Genomic DNA, 16,995 nt, shown 5'->3' with positions numbered 1-16,995 from the left:
TTATGCAAGTAGTCTATAATCCACAAGGTATTGGAGATGTATTAATACTAACCTTAAAACAAACCGACCAAAACATTACAACTAGAACTTCTAAAGACGTAACCAAGATTTCTATATCTGATTCTAATGAACCGGTCGGTTATAATATCTTTAACATCTCTAAGAAGATGAATGTTGCTGATTATGACTTGTTGAATGTTAGCCAAGAGTTCATAGACAAAATTGAAACGATTTTTAATGAAAATGGACTAGAAGATAAATTAGACCTAGATTTGTCACCTAAGTTTGTTGTAGGTTATGTTAAAGATAAGCAAGAACACGAAGACTCTAATAAATTGAGTGTTTGTCAAGTTGATGTTGGTGATGAAGAGTTACAAATTGTCTGTGGAGCTCCCAATGTAGATGCAGGACAAAAAGTGGTCGTCGCTAAGGTTGGTGCAATTATGCCAAGTGGTCTTGAGATTAAAGATTCAACATTACGAGGAGTACAATCAACGGGGATGATTTGTTCTGCTAAGGAACTAAATATTCCAGATGCACCGAAGGAAAAGGGGATTTTAGTACTAGATGATCAATTTGAGGTAGGAAGTCCGTTTAAGCTATAAATGGTTCAAAAAGACTAACAGAAATGTTAGGATGAACCCAATTACAATAGTCGATGAGGGGTCTACGATGAAAGAATTTGAAATGAAACAAAAAGGGATGATTAAACGCCTAACCAATCAAACATTTAAATTTGATGAACGAATTAAAGAAGGTTGGTTTTCTGCTGTTTATTTCCTGAAAACTAAAGAGATTGTTGATCAACATTTATCAGACAATGAGGTAACCATGCAGTTTTTTCAAAAAAGTGACGCAGTATTATGTGGCACTGATGAAGCAATTGCTTTACTGCACACCTTTGCTGATAACCCAGAGGATTTAGAGATTTATTCTTTACAAGACGGTGACAAAATTAGTCCTTATGAGTCAGTTTTGACAGTTACAGGACGTTATCAAGATTTTGGTTACCTTGAGGGAATTATTGATGGCATTTTGGGACGAAGAACTTCAGTAGCAACGAATGTTTATAATGTCGTTAAAGCTGCACGTACCTCAGGAGAGCAAAAGCCAGTTATTTTTATGGGGGATCGTGATGATCACTATACACAGCAATCCGGTGATGGTTATGCTGCGTATATTGGTGGCTCCACAGCTCAGGCGACACATGCGATGAATGAATGGTGGGGTAAGCATGGTATGGGAACGATGCCACATGCGCTTATTCAAATGTTCAAAGGTGATTTAGTTAAAGCTACTGAGGCTTATCAAAAAACATTCCCTAATGATGAATTAGTTACTTTGGTTGATTATAACAATGATGTGATTACAGATTCATTAAAAGTTGCTCGTGCATTTGGAGAAGAACTGAAGGGTGTACGTTTGGATACATCTAAAAACATGGTTGATAAGTATTTCTTACGTAATCAACATCTTATGGGTTCATTTGACCCAAGAGGAGTTAACCCACAACTTATTTTTGCTTTACGTAAAGCATTAGATGACGAAGGTTTTCATCATGTGAAAATCGTGGCAAGTGGAGGCTTCACAGAGGAGAAAATTCGTCGCTTTGAATCTTTGCAAGTACCAGTTGATATGTATGGTGTTGGTAGTAGTCTGTTAAAAATTAAGATCGGTTTTACAGGCGACAATGTCTTACTTAACGGTGAAAAAGAAGCAAAGCAAGGACGGAATTTTAACCCAAATCCACGGTTGGAAAAAGTGGAATATGCAGGTGATTAAGAAGAAAAGATTGATTGCCAACGCAATCAATCTTTTTATTTTTGTGACGTATATTAATCTGGTTGTAATAAGATTGATTTCTGTACATACTGGATAATACTAAGAATTCTGCTATAATAAAAAAAGCAAAATATAAATTGAAACATATATTAATTATAGAATGATAAAAAACGGGGGTTCGATTGATGTCGACTTACCACTTTATTGGCATAAAAGGAACAGGAATGAGCGCGTTAGCTCAAATCTTGCACGATTCAGGTGAGGTAGTTCAAGGTTCAGATATAGAAAAGACATTTTTTACTGAAGAAGCATTACGTGAGAAACATATTCCTATTTTGCCATTTCAACAAGAAAATATCCAAGAGGATCAAATTGTCATTGCAGGTAATGCATTTAATGACCAACATGAAGAGATTGTTAGAGCAAAGGAATTGGGTGTCCCATTTTATCGTTACCATGAGTTTTTAGGCGAATACATTCACAATTATACAAGTATTGCTGTAACTGGAGCACATGGGAAAACCTCGACAACTGGTCTTTTGGCTCATACATTAAGTGAAAATGTCCCAACATCCTATTTAATAGGTGATGGAACTGGTTGTGGGCGATCGGATAGTGAGTATTTTGCTTTTGAAGCTTGTGAATACAGAAGGCATTTCCTGGCATATGAACCGGATTATGCGATTATGACTAATATCGATTTTGATCATCCTGATTACTTTGAAAACATTGAAGATGTCTTTGACGCTTTTCAGTCGATGGCACTTAAAGTGAAGCGTGGCATTATTGCTTGCGGAGATGATCAAAAACTGCAAGAAATTCATGCGAAAGTTCCAGTTGTGTATTACGGCTTTTCTGAAGAGAATGATTTTTATGCTAAGAATGTTCAAGAATCACCTGAGGGAACAGAATTTGAAGTGTTTGTAAGGGGGACTTACTTTGACACTTTCCAAATTCCAACGTATGGTGAGCACAGTGTCTTGAATGCTTTAAGCGTCATAGCTTTATGTGATTATGAAGAATTTACTGCAGAGCAAATCAAGAAAATTTACACATTTGAAGGTGTTAAGAGGCGATTTACTGAAACCGAGTGGAAAAATGGCCAAATTATTATTGATGATTATGCACATCACCCAAGGGAAATTGAAGCCACCATTGATTCGGCGAGAAGAAAATATCCGGATAAAGAGGTTGTAGCTGTTTTTCAACCTCATACTTATACACGTACACGAAAGTTTTTAAATGAATTTGCCGAGAGCTTATCAAAAGCAGATTATGTTTATTTGTGTGATATTTTCGGCTCTGCAAGGGAAAAAGATGGGAACTTATCTATCTCAGATCTGCAGGAAAAAATCAAAGGATCTAAATTGTTGCCAGAAGGTGATACCGAATTATTAAAAACTCATGATCATAGTGTGATCTTGTTTATGGGAGCAGGAGATATTCAAAAATATCAAGAAGCTTTTAAAGCCTTGGCTTAATGAATGAAGCCGATCCAATTATGTTGGATCGGCTTTTATAAATTCATCAGATGTATGATGTTCATTAACTACGCTGTGTGTCGGGTTTAATGAAGTTATGAGCAATATGGTGTGTTAAAGAGTCTGAGAGAAGTGTTCTCAAGACCGTTTTGCCCCGTATAAAGCGCAAAATGCCCGAGAAAAGCAGTCTAATTAACGCTACACCACTTTGTGAAGCAATTACCGTCAATTAGAAGCAGTCTAATTAACGCTACACCACTTTGTGAAGCAATTACCGTCAATTAGAAGCAGTCTAATTAACGTTCCACCACTTTGTGAAGCAATTACCGTCAATTAGAAGCAGTCTAATTAACGCTACACCACTTTGTGAAGCAATTACCGTCAATTAGAAGCAGTCTAATTAACGTCCCACCACTTTGTGAAGCAATTACCGTCAATTAGAAGCAGTCTAATTAACGTTCCACCACTTTGTGAAGCAATTACCGTCAATTAGAAGCAGTCTAATTAACGTTCCACCCCCTTACGGAAGCCCACAATACCACCTATATTATTTAAGTTGGTCTGCATTTAACGCTTCCAATTCAGGAATGACAAACTTTCCGTCTTTACGGATTAGCTCGCCGTCAAAATACATCTCTCCACCACCATAATCCGCTCTTTGAATATTTACCATATCCCAGTGAATGGATGAGTCATTACCATTGTAGGCATTATCATAAGCTTGTCCAGGTGTGAAATGGAAACTTCCATCAATCTTTTCATCGAATAGAATATCCTTCATTGGATGTTGAATATATGGATTGATTCCTATAGCGAATTCGCCAATATAGCGAGCACCTTCATCTGTATTAAACACTTCTTGAATACGTTCTGTATCATTAGCTTGTGCATCAACTATTTTACCGTTTTCAAATGTAAGTTTAACATTTTCATAAGTAAACCCTTGGTACGGAGATGGAGTATTATAAGTAAGTGTTCCATTAACGGAATCTTTTACAGGCGCTGTATAAACTTCACCATCAGGAATATTCATTTCACCAGCACACTTGATCACAGGAATATCCTTAATCGAGAAGGTCAGGTCAGTACCAGGTCCCTGGATTTTCACTTCATCAGTGTTTTCCATTTTTTCTACTAATGCATCCATAGCTTTGCTCATTTTGGCATAGTCTAACGTACAAACATCAAAATAGAAATCTTCAAAAGCTTCAGTGCTCATTTCTGCTAACTGGGCCATTGATTCGTTAGGGTAACGTAAGACACACCACTTAGTTTTAGGAACGCGAATGTTACGGTGTACATTCATCACAGTTTGACCAAACAGTTTATTTTTCTCACCCGGAACATCTGATAATTCATTGATGTTGTCACCGGAACGGATCGCTATGTACGCATCCATGTCTTCCATAACAGTGGACTCATATTTCTCCCAAGCTTTTAACTGTGTTTCATTGGCACCTTTTAAAAGACTACGCATAATTTTTGGATCCTTTAATTCAACGAATGGATGGCCACCTGCTTCGTATGCTTTTTCAATAATGGCAGAAACTAATTCACGTTGCATGCCAGTGTTTTCAATTAATAACTTTTCATCTTTTTGCAGTTTGACTGAATAATTGACTAGTAGATCGGCTAGTTTATTGATTCTAGGATCACGCATTTTTTTGCCTCCTTTGAAATGTATAACAACTTATGAAACCATTATACTGAAATTATGGCGTAAATTCACTAATAAGTTTGACAAGATTGTCGTCCGGGTATAGATTAAATATAACAAGAGTTGGAAGGAAGTGATCTAGTTTTGAATTTATTACATATCGCTGCACTAATTGCTGCTATCGCTTTTGCTATAGGATTTATTGTTCTTGTTATTTATATCTCGAGAACCTTGAAATCTGTCACCAAAACATTAGATAATGTGGCAAGTACGGTCAAGGGATTTGAGGAGCAAATGGAAGGTGTTTCTAAAGAAACAGAACGCCTACTTAATAAAACAAACCGTTTAGCAGAAGATATAACTGAAAAAACCGAAAAAATGGATGTTTTATTTGATGGTATTAAAGGAATAGGATATACTGTGAACCAATTTAACGAATCGTTACAAAAACTATCTGAGGAAATTCAGGACCAAGCTAATGAACATGCTGCTCAGACTTCACAAACCATTAAATGGGGGGAAGCGGCAATTCATTTGTGGAAAAGATATAAGGAAAAATAATAGGGATTATAAGGAGGAGTTGGAATGAGTAAAGAAAACCAAACACAAGAGGGTAACATTAACAGCAAAGATTTTATGATTGGATCATTAATCGGTGGGATTGTTGGTGCATCAGTAGCCTTGTTATTTGCTCCAAAGTCTGGTAAAGAATTACGCCACGATATCAACACAGGTGCTCAACATGTAAGAGAACGTGCTGATGAGTGGAAAGATGTTGCATATGAAAAGGGAACGGAGCTTTCTCATCAGTTTAAAGAAACAAAAGATCAACTCCAGGAAAAAGTAAATGAATTTAAGGAACAGCGAGAAGGACAAGGCGTTGCTCAAGATGTAGCTGATGCGATTGAGGAAGTAACAGAAGAATTAGAACGTCAAGAGGCAAATCAATTATTTGAACGTTCTCAACAAAACACATAAAATAAACTATAAGTTGTTGGTTGACTCTAACCAGCAACTTTTTATTTGATGAGGAGGTTTTAGAATCATGACAGTTAAACAACTTACTGTAGAAGATGAATTGCAAACAATGGTCGGTCAAGATGAAGCTTTACTTCTAAAACATAGTCTTACCTGTCCAATTAGCGATGAAGCTAAGAAACAGTTTGAAAAATTTACAGAGGAATCGGATATACCAGCTTATATTATTCACATTCAAGAAAATCGTGAATTATCCAATTTAATTGCTGAGCAATTTGATATTAAGCATGAGTCTCCACAAGTTTTTTACTTTAAGAATGGACAAGTTGAATTTCACGCTTCTCATTGGGATGTAACGGCCAAAAAATTAACTGAAGTTACACAATAAAAATATCCCCTTAAGAGATGGACATTAATCTCTTAAGGGGATATTTAATCTTGATTACTGTTTCGTTTTTGGACCTTTTCTAAGGCTTTTAGACGCTCTGGATCCTCTTGGAAGTATTCGACCAGATCACCAATTCTGAATATACTATCCCAGCTTAAATGATGTTCAATCCCCTCAACTTCCTCATAGATACTATGCTCTTCGGTACCGATAATGGCCAAAAACTGTTCAAGAAGCTCATGACGATATACAAGCCTTTTGCCAATCTTCTTTCCTTTATCAGTCAGGACTAACCCACGATACTTTTCGTAATGAAGGTAGTCCATTTGATCAAGTTTTTTTACCATCTTTGTAACGGATGAAGGGTGAACTGATAACCTTTCAGCTATATCTGAGGCACGCGCGTAGCCTTTTTGATCAATTAAGATATAAATTTGTTCAATATAATCTTCCATACTTGGAGTTGGCATGTCTTACCTCCGAAAAAGTTGATTACACCTTATTTTATCAAATTATGACTGATTGAAAAAGAATTAATAGGACAGATTTAAAGATATTGACAATTCACATCATTTGTATTAAATTTTACTTATGCAAATAAATTTGCCTGAGGGCAAAAAGTGTAACCATTAAAAATGAGTGACATAAACATAAGATAGATTTTTTTAATTAAGAATTTGCCTTAGGTCAACTTTTGAGATGACAGAAAGGAAAGATGATTGGTGAAAAAGTTTATGATGATGTTTGCCATTGTGATGATCCTGTTCTTGGCTGCTTGTGGTAGTGGTGAGAATAATGGAAAAGGACAAAATGGTGAAATTGTTATTACAACAACAACGGGCCAAATTGCAGATGCAGTGACGAATGTTGGTGGGGACTTAGTAGAAGTGGAGGCACTAATGGGGCCTGGAGTTGACCCACACTTATATCAGGCAACTCAAAGTGATATTCGTAAACTCGGAAATGCGGATATGATTTTTTATAATGGGTTGCATTTAGAAGGCAATATGGGTGATATACTAGAACAAATAGATAGTGAAAAACCAACAAAAGCTGTAGCTAATGGTCTTCCAGACGACCAACTGCAGCAGGATATGGAAAATCCAAATGAGGTAGATCCCCATATTTGGTTTGATTTAGATTTATGGGCTCTTGTTGTTAACTACATTGCTGATGAATTGAGTGAATTTTCACCAGAGAATGAGGAAATCTTTAGGGAAAATGCGGAAAATTATCAAGAAGAGTTAGAAGAATTAAAAACGTATGCTGAAGATGAACTTGCAACAATTCCTGATGAAAGTCGTATACTAGTTACAGCTCACGATGCTTTTGGGTATTTTGCAACTGCATTTGACTTTGAAGTCATTGGAATACAAGGGTTAAGTACAGATTCTGATTATGGCGTGGCTGATATTCAGGACATTGTTTCTGTATTAGTTGATCACGAAGTCAAGGCTGTCTTTACTGAAAGTAGTGTGTCAGAGCGTGCTATGGAATCAGTCATTGAAGGAGCAGAAAGAAGAGGCCAAGAAGTGACTATTGGTGGGGAGTTATTCTCTGATGCTATGGGTGAAGAAGGTACAGAGCAAGGTACCTATATTGGCATGTTTAAACATAATATTGATGTCATTGTTTCATCATTAAAATAATCTGAAAAAAGAAGGGATCTTATGAATGCTATTGAATTGCAGGATGTCTCAGTAGCTTATCAAAAACAACTCGTACTCCGGGATATTAATGTCAACATTCCTACTGGGAAACTTGTTGGAGTAGTCGGCCCAAATGGTGCTGGTAAGTCCACATTTATTAAATCGATCTTAGACATCGTACCTAGAGTCTCAGGAGATGTAAAAATACTAGGTGACTCTTACCGTAAACAGCGACAAAAAGTCGGGTATGTGCCACAGAAAGAAGAAGTTGATTGGGATTTCCCAACAAATGTTCTAGATGTGGTGCTTATGGGTATGTATAGAAAGCAAAAAAGATGGCATCGCAATAGTAAAGATGATATTGATACAGCGAAAAGTTGTTTAAAAAAAGTGGGCATGGATGGATATGAGAAAAGACAGATTAATGAGCTTTCTGGAGGTCAACAACAAAGAGTCTTTTTAGCGCGAGCTTTAGCACAAGATTCTCCAATATATTTAATGGATGAACCTTTTACAGGTGTTGATGCCGCAACTGAAAAGGCCATCGTTAAACTTCTAGAGGAGATGAAAAAGCAAGGTAAAACAGTCATTGTGGTCCATCATGACTTGCAAACAGTTAGTGAATACTTTGATTGGTTAATTTTGCTCAATCAAAAGGTCTTACATGCTGGTCCAACTGAGAAAGTATTTACCTTAGAGAATATCCAGCAAACTTACGGTGGAAGTTTACAGGTTTTAAATACAAATCAGTCCAATCCATCTGTATTACATTCGTGAGGATGATTTGATGTTTGAATGGCTACAAGATCCAAATTTACAATGGGTACTCTTAGGGACCACTATTTTAGGAATTACAAGTGGAATGATTGGTTGTTTTGCGGTGTTAAAAAGACAAAGTCTGATCAGTGATGCTGTTGCCCATGCAGCATTACCAGGGGTTTGTCTTGCCTTTATCGTTGTTCGAGATAAAGAACTTATTTATTTATTAATTGGCGCTGTAATTGCTGGATATATAGCCACATACTGTATCCAGTATATCGTTCAACACTCTAAACTCAAAGAGGATACTTCAATCGGGGTTGTTTTATCCGTTTTTTTTGGGTTTGGGGTTGTATTATTAACATATATATCCAATAACTTAGCAGGAAATCAAAGTGGCTTAGATGAGTTTGTTTTCGGGCAAGCTGCATCGTTATCAAGTCAGGATGTACAGATTATTTCCATCGTTTCTCTAGTATTAGTCACTGTTTTAGTTTTGTTTTATAAAGAGTTTAAGTTGATCACATTTGATCCCAACTTCGCAAAAGCCTTGGGGCTCTCTTATAATAAGATTAACAATCTACTAATGTTGCTAATAGTCGGTGCTATTGTTATAGGGATCCAAACAGTTGGGGTAGTACTTATGACAGCTATGATCATCATTCCACCAGCTGCAGCAAGATTATGGACGGAAAAATTATCTGTGATGCTTTTATTAGCTGGAACGTTTGGTGGTATAGCCAGCTTATTGGGGACGTATTTTAGCACATTGGCTTTAAGAGTGGCGACTGGACCTGTTATTGTCTTATGTGAAGCAGCGATTTTCTTCCTATCATTATTATTTGCCCCTAAAAGAGGTATTGTTTATAAGAATTGGGTATTTAGAAAATTGAGACGCTCACATAAGAACCAACAAACCACAAGAAAGCATAAGGTGATCTAGATGAGTTATGAAATGTGGATTATATTAACTGGTTCCTTAGTAGGGGTGACTTGTGGGACGATTGGTTGTCTATTAATCATCCGAAAGATGGCCATGTTATCAGATGGAATTAGTCATACTGTGTTACTAGGAATAGTTTTAGCATATTTAATCAGTCAAAGCTTATCATCAATTTATATGTTAATCGGTGCGCTAATAATTGGTATGTTAACGGCGTTTTTAGTACAGTTTTTATACAATCGAGGGATTCATACTGACGCCTCGATAGGAATTGTTTTTACTAGCTTATTTGCCTTAGGAGTGTTCTTAGTTTCCATTTACGCTCGCCAAGTCCATTTAGATATTGATCATGTGCTTATGGGAGAGATTACCTTTGTTCCTTGGAATCGACTCACATTATTTGGTGTGGATCTTGGACCACAAGCAGTATGGATGTTAGGAACAGTATTAGTGATTAATACGGTCATATTGATTATCTTTTACGAACCAATTAAAATCAGTTCATTTGACCCAGTTTTGGCAACGGCATTAGGAATTAATGTTGTGTTCATCCACTATTTATTAATGGGGATGGTCTCCTTGTCAATTGTGGCGTCATTCGAAAGTGTTGGCTCGATTTTAGTTGTAACCATGTTGATCGTACCTGGTGCGACAGCCTATTTAATGACTAAACGACTTAGTACTATGATTGCTGTCAGTGCGATGGTAGGAATTTTAGGGTCAGTAGTTGGTTATGCAATCGCCTATTGGTTTGATGTATCTATTGCTGGTGCTATGTCAGTAGCACTTGGTTTAATTTTCGCGATTGTGTTTATCTTACAATTAATAATCAAAAAAATGTATCAACGCTCACATCGAGGGAAGATACATGTCACATAAGTGGGTTCCGACGAATGCCAAATTCATCTGACGTTCGTCGGAAAATCACTTACATAAGATTAATCATTGGTTAACATTTACTAAACATGACTGATCCAAGCAATTTTTAGTTGATCTCCCTCTTGAATGGGGGCCGAGAAACCAACCTCTTCGTCATTGCGATAAAGTTTAAATCGTTTCCCCTTAACCTCATCTAAATCAAACTCGACAAACCTAAAGATATCCTGAAAGATAAATGGTTCGCTGTCTTTTGGCTTGATTTTAATATCATCATTTGGATAGATGATGTCATCAGGATTAAGAGATTGTCCGTTTCGCTTAATATCATAAGACCACTTCGTTATGTCAACAGGTTGGTTATTGAAAAATATTGTTAGGTTTGTATAAAGAACAAGGTCTAAGCGTTCAGCTAGTTGATCTAGTGTAATATAACGGAAAAGTTGATATGATAATTGATCTCCATCTTCTAATGTTTGATCTAACGTTGTTTTCTGATCATTAAGTGTTAAATCAACTTGTTGTTGGAAGATGGTTAGTGGCTGATTATTATATGTTATTTCAAAAGGCTTCATTTGCTCGATCACATGCTGAAATCCGTTATTTTCTAGAAAGCTTCTAACAGTAACTACATTTGACCAGGAAATGTGATCTCCATCTAATAGCTGATGGTCTAGATGGGTTGGTTGATCATTAACTTTAATTAATGAATCAGCTTGTACTTTTTGATCGATTACCCAAATCGTTTTACCTTGTTGTTCCCCAACTACATCTTTAACTGTATAGCTTGGTGTTTCACCATCAATTCCTGGGATCACTTCTATTTTATCTCCGTGTTTGATTGGGTCTTGGATGGAGGCAGCCTTACCATTCACTTTAATGGTTGGTGCTTTTCCGTATGTGCCAGGAAGAGTGATTTTTCTACTATTAAAATAAACCATCATGGCCATTCCTGGTTTACCATATAATTTTTTGAGTTCCAAACCTGCAGCTAATAAGCAGTCCCCAATCGTTAATTGTTTGACATCAAATAATCTAACCATCCGGTCATTAACCTCCACGCTTATATAGTGGACGGGGCTCTTCTTAGCTGCGATGGCGATCCCAATTGGAGTTACGAACTCAGGGCTCATCGGAAGTTGGTCATGCCCTTTTAACCCTTGAATCGCATCAATCCCCCTAACAGCGACGCGTTGATCAGGTAGCTGTAATTTGGTTGCAATACTTGATGTTAGATTAGGAGTTAAGCTACCACCCCCTACTAACATAACAGCTTTTGGTGATTGGTTATTGAGGTGGAGTATCTTTTTACATATTGCTTCTGCCAGTTGGTCAATAGAATCACGGATGTCTTCTGTGACTTGTTCAATAGTAACTTCAGATTTGAAACCTAAAATGTCCTCTATTTCCATTGAATAATCCCTGACCAGTTGTTTTTTAGCTTCTTCAGCTTGGTGAAAATCTAGTAGATACTGTTCGCTAATGGCTTCAGTGATCTCATCTCCAGCTTTAGGCACCATTCCATAAGCTGTAACTGTTCCCTTATTGGTAATCGCGATGTCACTTGTGCCGGCACCAATATCGACTAACGCGACATTTAATCGGCGCATAGAAGGAGGAATCAATACTTGAATGGCCGCAATTGGCTCAAGTGTTAAAGCTTCCATCTCTAAGTCAGCTCGTTGTAATGCCGAAAGTAAAGATTCAACCACCACTTTAGGTAGAAATGTGGCAATAATATCAACTTTAGCTGTTTCCCCTTGTTGGTCGATTAAAGAGCCAATTTTTTGGTCATCTAAATAATAATGTAAAACAGAATACCCAACACAATAATACTGGGTACTTGAGTCCCCTTGTTCTTCTTCGGCTAATTGATACTGAGCTTCTTGTACTGCAGCTAACTCTAAGTGAAAGATGTCATCCTCATTCATAAGGGGCTGAGTGGCAATATCAACCTCAACTGTGGAAGTTTTAGTTTTAAGTGCGCGACCGGCAGCAGCTACACATACATGGGTTAGGGAACCGTGTTTGCATTCGAGCTCTTCTTTTACCTCTTGAATCAATTTAGAAACAGCTAACACATTATGAATTTGACCATCTAACATGGAACGCTCACGGTGCTCTTTGGCCACCATATCAATAACTTGGTAATGATCATCAGCTTTTCGTAAAATAATCCCGACAATGCTTCTTGTTCCTATATCCAGTGCGAATAATTGATCAGTCATGTTCCTTTCACCTCGACATTTTGTGGTTCTCAATAAGAGATATGGTGGTTCTTACATAGACTTAATGACAATTTCCTAATCGTTCGTTATAATTATAGGTTAAGGTAGATGATTGCATTAAAGGACTAAACTATGTAAATGTGATTGATATACTAAATCCCCCCTGAAAAAGTGAAGTGTGTTCAGTTTTCCAGGGTGGCGACAATAACTATGTGGAAACAGTCTTCATTAAAGATAATGTACCATAAATATAGTTTCATATAAACTAGGAGGCGTATAAGATGAGTAGTTATGATTTGGATCAATTAAGAGATGAGTTAGATAATGTGAATATAAAAATATTAGAATTAATCAATGAAAGAGGAAAATTAGTAAAACAAATAGGTGATATTAAAAAATCACAAGGGATGAAAGCATATGACCCAGTTAGGGAAAGAGAGATGTTGGATCACATTATTGAAAAACATCAAGGTCCCTTTGAATATTCAACGATTGAGCATTTATTTAAAGAGATTTTTAAAGCAGCCAAGGAATTACAAGAGGATGATTATCGTAAAACATTGTTAGTTTCACGCAAGAAGAAGCCGACTGATACGGTTGTTTCTATTGACAATGTTGATGTGGGTAACGGCCATCAACAATTGGTTGTAGGCCCATGTTCAATTGAGTCGTATCAACAAGTTGATGAAGTTGCTCAAGCTGTAAAGAAACAGGGAATTAATCTTTTACGTGGTGGAGCTTTTAAACCTAGAACGTCGCCTTACGACTTTCAAGGGTTAGGTGTAGAGGGTTTGAAGATTCTTCGTCAGGTGGGGGACCAACATGATTTAAAAGTAGTTAGCGAGATCGTGAACCCGAAAGATATCGAAGTGGCTCATCAATATCTGGACGTTATTCAAATCGGTGCCCGTAATATGCAAAACTTTGAGTTGTTAAAAGAAGCAGGTCGATCTGAAAAGCCGATCTTATTAAAAAGAGGTCTAGCCGCTACCATTAACGAGTTTATGAATGCAGCTGAGTATATCATTTCGCAGGGGAATGGAGATATCATCTTATGTGAACGTGGTATTAGAACGTATGAAACAGCAACTCGTAATACGCTAGATATAACAGCTGTTCCTGTATTAAAACAAGAAACACACTTGCCTGTGATGGTCGATGTTACTCATTCAACGGGAAGAAGAGATTTGTTATTACCAGCTGCCAAAGCAGCTCTAGCTATTGGAGCAGATGGGATTATGGCTGAAGTCCATCCTGACCCTGCAGTCGCTTTATCTGATTCACAGCAACAAATGGACATACCCACCTTTGAACAATTTATGGAAGCTTTGAATCTTTAATATTAATCATTAAATAGATTACTGTTTGTGGTGAATTTAAGCTAATGTGGAGCCCAAGACTATTGCAGCACATAGAATATTGGCATATGCTTACAATATGATCAAACAATAACCAACTTAAAATAAGGAGTCGAGAATATGGGAGTAACAATATATGATGTTGCTAGAAAAGCAAATGTATCTATGGCAACCGTTTCACGAGTCATAAATGGGAATACAAATGTTAAACCAACAACCCGTCAAAAAGTATTAGATGCCATTAATGAATTAGGTTTTAGGCCGAATGCAGTTGCACGAGGATTAGCGAGTCGAAAGACAACTTCTGTAGGAGTAATTATCCCTGATATTTCTAACTTGTTCTTTGCTGAGTTAGCTAGAGGTATAGAAGACATTGCCACCATGTATAAGTACCACATTATTTTAAGCAGTTCAGACCAACAGCAAACGAAGGAACTCGATTTATTAGACAATATGCTTGAAAAACAAGTTGATGGCGTTATATTTATGGGGTCCTCAGTTACTGATGAACATATCGAGGCATTTGAACGGGCGAGTGTACCCGTTATTTTAGCAGCTACGGTTGATCAATCTAATGTCCTACCATCTGTCAATATTAATTATCAGCAAGCCATGCAAGATGCGGTTGCCGAATTGGTTAATCAAGAAATCGAATCAATCGGCTTTGTAACGGCACCATTGAACGCTCAAATTAACGAGATGAAAAAGCAAGGATATTTAGAAGGATTAAAGGAACATAACCTCGAACTTGATGAGACAATGATCTATGCAGGTGATGAAAGTTATCAGTCTGGAATGGATGCAGTTAAACATTTTCTTAACTTAGTAGAACCCCCAAAAGCTATTATCGCTTCATCAGATGAAATGGCATTAGGGGTCATTCATGGTGCGCAAGACCAGGGGATTCGAATACCAGAAGATCTTTCAGTTATCGGTTTTGATAATACGAGATTGGCGACTATGGTTCGCCCTACTTTAACAACAGTTGTCCAACCTATGTATGACATTGGTGCTGTTTCAATGCGTTTGTTAACTAAGTTACTAAGAGGCGAGTCGATCGAACAAGAACAGGTAACCTTACCTCACCGAATTATAAATCGGAACTCAACAAAAGAAAAATAATGTCGATATATAGATTAGACAGGTTTATAGAAATAGGGTGAGAAGGAATGAAAAAGAGAGATTTGTTAACACCGATTGGAATCGCACTAGGTTCCACCATGATTTTATTTGGTATATTTTTTAATGATGGTTTATCAGGAGTAAGTTCGTTTGTTCAAGTTAGTTCAATCGTTGTTGTACTTGGAGGACTAACTGGAGCCTTATTAGTGAACTTTAATTCTAATGAAATGAAATTGTGTTTTAAAGTTTTTCGTGAAGCTTTTAAGAAAGATCATCATAACCTAAGGGAACTTATTCAATTATTTATATCTTTATCAGAAAAGGCACGCCGTGAGGGATTGTTATCCTTGGAGAATGAAGTTGAAGAAATGGAAGATAACTTTATAAAGAAGGGTATATATTTGGCTATTGACGGGATTGAGCCGGAAGTGATTAACGATATCATGAATGCTGAAATTGCCGCAATGGAAGAACGTCATCAACGAGGTCGAGCGATTGTTGAAAAGGCTGGTGAGTATGCACCTGCCTGGGGGATGATTGGTACGTTAATTGGTTTAATCCTCATGTTAAATTACTTAGATAATCCCGAAACGATTGGACCAAGTATGGCTGTTGCTTTATTAACGACATTTTATGGGATGGTTTTAGCTAATTTAGTTTTCTTACCTATTGCAGGAAAACTAGTCATCAGAACTGAAGAAGAAGTGTTTATGAAGCAGGTGATTGTTGAAGGGGTCATCGGTGTTCAGTCTGGACAAAACCCTAAAATCCTTGAAGAAAAACTCAGTGCTTTTCTATCAAATGAAGACTTAAAAGAAAAACAACAAGAGGAGCTAGTAGGGGAGACGCAAAATGAAGCGTAAAAAGAGAACACAACCTAAACGATCAGCTCCCGTATGGATGGTTACTTACTCGGATATGGTTACCTTGATTTTAGTATTTTTTATTTTACTCTTTTCCATGTCACAAATTGATGCGGTTAAATTCAATGCCGTTGCAGAGTCTTATCGTGATAATGTGATTTTTGACTTTCTTCCATCAGCAGTACCGTTGGAGAACCCTACTGATCATGAAGATCAAGAGGATAACGGGGGATTACTTGATGAAGAGGATTATGCAGATTTAAGTGACGAGGAATTAGCAGAGGAAATTGCTGAAGACCAGGAGAACTTAGAAGAGTTACATGATGAAATACAAGATTACTTGGATGAACACGAACTAAATGATGTTGTTTCTGCAACCAGAACAGAGCGTGGGATTGTCCTCGTTTTAGAGGAGCGGGTACTATTTGAATCAGGCCGAGCTAGTTTAATAGATGACTTCTTGCCGTTTCTAGATAAAGTAGCTGTTTTGCTGGATAATATTCCAAATGACATCAACGTTGAGGGGCATACCGATGATGTCCCGATGAATAGTTACCGATACCCATCAAACTGGGAATTATCGACTGCTCGAGCTAGTAGCGTTCTCCGTTACTTTGTGGAGGAGCAAGGTTTAGATCCGACACGTTTTAAGGCGACAGGTTATGGAGAATATCGTCCTGTTGCTGAAAATGATTCGGCAGAAAACCGACAAAAGAATAGAAGAGTCGAAATTATAATTCTTGAGTTGAATTATGAACGTCGATAAAATTGATCACAAATAAACCCAGTTAGCGAATTACTTATGAATACGCTGCTGGGTTTATTTTAGTAGATTATTTCTCTCTTTTTTTTAGGCTCTGTTAAAGTTTAGTGTTGATAATAAGAAGATTTTCGCTTAGTTGTTGTATGGT

17 protein-coding genes are annotated in these 16,995 nt (G+C 37.1%); 14 read left to right on the top strand and 3 right to left on the bottom strand.

Annotated elements, in window-relative coordinates:
* Nucleotides 1–2: 2 nt before the first annotated feature.
* From ytpR to murC, 3 genes are all read left to right on the top strand, one after another.
* Nucleotides 3–605 (top strand): YtpR family tRNA-binding protein, encoded by a 603-nt coding sequence (ytpR, locus tag HWQ49_RS05065; RefSeq protein ID WP_188206463.1) that lies wholly within the window; start codon nucleotides 3–5, stop codon nucleotides 603–605.
* A 67-nt stretch (nucleotides 606–672) separates the two neighbouring features.
* Complete coding sequence (locus tag HWQ49_RS05060) at nucleotides 673–1,782, top strand: nicotinate phosphoribosyltransferase (protein ID WP_188206462.1); 1,110 nt, start codon at nucleotides 673–675, stop codon at nucleotides 1,780–1,782.
* Between the two features lie 185 nt (nucleotides 1,783–1,967).
* Nucleotides 1,968–3,263, top strand: a complete 1,296-nt coding sequence (gene murC, locus HWQ49_RS05055; RefSeq protein ID WP_188206461.1) for a UDP-N-acetylmuramate--L-alanine ligase — start codon at nucleotides 1,968–1,970, stop codon at nucleotides 3,261–3,263.
* 547 nt (nucleotides 3,264–3,810) lie between these two features.
* Here murC and HWQ49_RS05050 read toward each other — a convergent pair.
* Entirely contained in the window at nucleotides 3,811–4,923 is a 1,113-nt protein-coding gene (locus HWQ49_RS05050; RefSeq protein WP_188206460.1) for an aminopeptidase, read from the bottom strand.
* 141 nt (nucleotides 4,924–5,064) lie between these two features.
* Here HWQ49_RS05050 and HWQ49_RS05045 point away from each other — a divergent pair, with 141 nt between their 5' ends.
* From HWQ49_RS05045 to ytxJ, 3 genes are all read left to right on the top strand, one after another.
* On the top strand, nucleotides 5,065–5,481 hold the full coding sequence (locus HWQ49_RS05045; protein ID WP_188206459.1) for a DUF948 domain-containing protein: 417 nt from the start codon (nucleotides 5,065–5,067) through the stop codon (nucleotides 5,479–5,481).
* 24 nt (nucleotides 5,482–5,505) lie between these two features.
* Nucleotides 5,506–5,898, top strand: coding sequence for a YtxH domain-containing protein (locus HWQ49_RS05040; protein WP_188206458.1), 393 nt, complete (start codon nucleotides 5,506–5,508; stop codon nucleotides 5,896–5,898).
* A gap of 67 nt (nucleotides 5,899–5,965) precedes the next feature.
* On the top strand, nucleotides 5,966–6,286 hold the full coding sequence (ytxJ, locus tag HWQ49_RS05035) for a bacillithiol system redox-active protein YtxJ (RefSeq protein WP_188206457.1): 321 nt from the start codon (nucleotides 5,966–5,968) through the stop codon (nucleotides 6,284–6,286).
* A gap of 44 nt (nucleotides 6,287–6,330) precedes the next feature.
* On the opposite strand, the gene mntR is transcribed toward ytxJ, so the two are convergent.
* Entirely contained in the window at nucleotides 6,331–6,756 is a 426-nt protein-coding gene (mntR, locus tag HWQ49_RS05030) for a transcriptional regulator MntR (RefSeq protein WP_188206456.1), read from the bottom strand.
* 252 nt (nucleotides 6,757–7,008) lie between these two features.
* Here mntR and HWQ49_RS05025 point away from each other — a divergent pair, with 252 nt between their 5' ends.
* The 4 genes from HWQ49_RS05025 to HWQ49_RS05010 are packed head-to-tail and all read left to right on the top strand — an operon-like array spanning nucleotide 7,009 to nucleotide 10,516.
* Nucleotides 7,009–7,935 (top strand): metal ABC transporter solute-binding protein, Zn/Mn family, encoded by a 927-nt coding sequence (locus HWQ49_RS05025; RefSeq protein ID WP_317450906.1) that lies wholly within the window; start codon nucleotides 7,009–7,011, stop codon nucleotides 7,933–7,935.
* Between the two features lie 21 nt (nucleotides 7,936–7,956).
* Entirely contained in the window at nucleotides 7,957–8,712 is a 756-nt protein-coding gene (locus HWQ49_RS05020) for a metal ABC transporter ATP-binding protein (RefSeq protein WP_188206455.1), read from the top strand.
* Between the two features lie 10 nt (nucleotides 8,713–8,722).
* Entirely contained in the window at nucleotides 8,723–9,637 is a 915-nt protein-coding gene (locus HWQ49_RS05015) for a metal ABC transporter permease (RefSeq protein ID WP_188206454.1), read from the top strand.
* Nucleotides 9,638–10,516, top strand: coding sequence for a metal ABC transporter permease (locus tag HWQ49_RS05010; RefSeq protein WP_188206453.1), 879 nt, complete (start codon nucleotides 9,638–9,640; stop codon nucleotides 10,514–10,516).
* An 80-nt stretch (nucleotides 10,517–10,596) separates the two neighbouring features.
* Here HWQ49_RS05010 and pilM read toward each other — a convergent pair whose 3' ends face one another.
* A complete protein-coding gene (gene pilM / locus HWQ49_RS05005; RefSeq protein ID WP_188206452.1) occupies nucleotides 10,597–12,741 on the bottom strand; it encodes a cell division protein FtsA in 2,145 nt (714 codons plus the stop codon).
* Between the two features lie 281 nt (nucleotides 12,742–13,022).
* Here pilM and HWQ49_RS05000 point away from each other — a divergent pair, with 281 nt between their 5' ends.
* The 4 genes from HWQ49_RS05000 to motS all read left to right on the top strand — a co-directional run bounded on the left by HWQ49_RS05000 (nucleotide 13,023) and on the right by motS (nucleotide 16,850).
* The gene (locus HWQ49_RS05000; protein WP_188206451.1) at nucleotides 13,023–14,081 is read left to right on the top strand and encodes a bifunctional 3-deoxy-7-phosphoheptulonate synthase/chorismate mutase; all 1,059 of its coding nucleotides are present in this window, start codon (nucleotides 13,023–13,025) and stop codon (nucleotides 14,079–14,081) included.
* A 138-nt stretch (nucleotides 14,082–14,219) separates the two neighbouring features.
* Nucleotides 14,220–15,221 carry a catabolite control protein A gene (gene ccpA, locus HWQ49_RS04995; protein ID WP_188206450.1) on the top strand — a complete coding sequence of 334 codons (1,002 nt, stop codon included), beginning with the start codon at nucleotides 14,220–14,222 and terminating at the stop codon, nucleotides 15,219–15,221.
* Nucleotides 15,222–15,268: 47 nt separating this feature from the next.
* On the top strand, nucleotides 15,269–16,084 hold the full coding sequence (gene motP / locus HWQ49_RS04990; RefSeq protein WP_188206449.1) for a flagellar motor protein MotP: 816 nt from the start codon (nucleotides 15,269–15,271) through the stop codon (nucleotides 16,082–16,084).
* Nucleotides 16,074–16,850, top strand: a complete 777-nt coding sequence (gene motS / locus HWQ49_RS04985) for a flagellar motor protein MotS (protein WP_188206448.1) — start codon at nucleotides 16,074–16,076, stop codon at nucleotides 16,848–16,850. Before motP ends, motS begins: the two co-directional genes overlap by 11 nt.
* Nucleotides 16,851–16,995 lie beyond the last annotated feature (145 nt).

Origin of the sequence: Alkalibacillus aidingensis (assembly GCF_014595945.1) — a bacterium.
Taxonomy (GTDB): Bacteria; Bacillota; Bacilli; order Bacillales; family Alkalibacillaceae; genus Alkalibacillus; species Alkalibacillus aidingensis.
Note: the sequence above shows the minus strand (reverse complement) of the source record. Positions and strands in the feature narration are given on the sequence as shown.

What these genes read in the sequence shown, in the direction of transcription:
- mntR (WP_188206456.1), bottom strand. Translation starts at nt 6,756, where the DNA reads ATGCCAACTCCAAGTATGGAAGATTATATTGAACAAATTTATATCTTA.
- HWQ49_RS05010 (WP_188206453.1), top strand. Translation starts at nt 9,638, where the DNA reads ATGAGTTATGAAATGTGGATTATATTAACTGGTTCCTTAGTAGGGGTG.
- HWQ49_RS05040 (WP_188206458.1), top strand. Translation starts at nt 5,506, where the DNA reads ATGAGTAAAGAAAACCAAACACAAGAGGGTAACATTAACAGCAAAGAT.
- HWQ49_RS05050 (WP_188206460.1), bottom strand. Translation starts at nt 4,923, where the DNA reads ATGCGTGATCCTAGAATCAATAAACTAGCCGATCTACTAGTCAATTAT.
- HWQ49_RS05015 (WP_188206454.1), top strand. Translation starts at nt 8,723, where the DNA reads ATGTTTGAATGGCTACAAGATCCAAATTTACAATGGGTACTCTTAGGG.
- HWQ49_RS05060 (WP_188206462.1), top strand. Translation starts at nt 673, where the DNA reads ATGAAAGAATTTGAAATGAAACAAAAAGGGATGATTAAACGCCTAACC.
- ccpA (WP_188206450.1), top strand. Translation starts at nt 14,220, where the DNA reads ATGGGAGTAACAATATATGATGTTGCTAGAAAAGCAAATGTATCTATG.
- motP (WP_188206449.1), top strand. Translation starts at nt 15,269, where the DNA reads ATGAAAAAGAGAGATTTGTTAACACCGATTGGAATCGCACTAGGTTCC.
- murC (WP_188206461.1), top strand. Translation starts at nt 1,968, where the DNA reads ATGTCGACTTACCACTTTATTGGCATAAAAGGAACAGGAATGAGCGCG.
- HWQ49_RS05020 (WP_188206455.1), top strand. Translation starts at nt 7,957, where the DNA reads ATGAATGCTATTGAATTGCAGGATGTCTCAGTAGCTTATCAAAAACAA.
- HWQ49_RS05000 (WP_188206451.1), top strand. Translation starts at nt 13,023, where the DNA reads ATGAGTAGTTATGATTTGGATCAATTAAGAGATGAGTTAGATAATGTG.
- motS (WP_188206448.1), top strand. Translation starts at nt 16,074, where the DNA reads ATGAAGCGTAAAAAGAGAACACAACCTAAACGATCAGCTCCCGTATGG.
- ytpR (WP_188206463.1), top strand. Translation starts at nt 3, where the DNA reads ATGCAAGTAGTCTATAATCCACAAGGTATTGGAGATGTATTAATACTA.
- ytxJ (WP_188206457.1), top strand. Translation starts at nt 5,966, where the DNA reads ATGACAGTTAAACAACTTACTGTAGAAGATGAATTGCAAACAATGGTC.
- pilM (WP_188206452.1), bottom strand. Translation starts at nt 12,741, where the DNA reads ATGACTGATCAATTATTCGCACTGGATATAGGAACAAGAAGCATTGTC.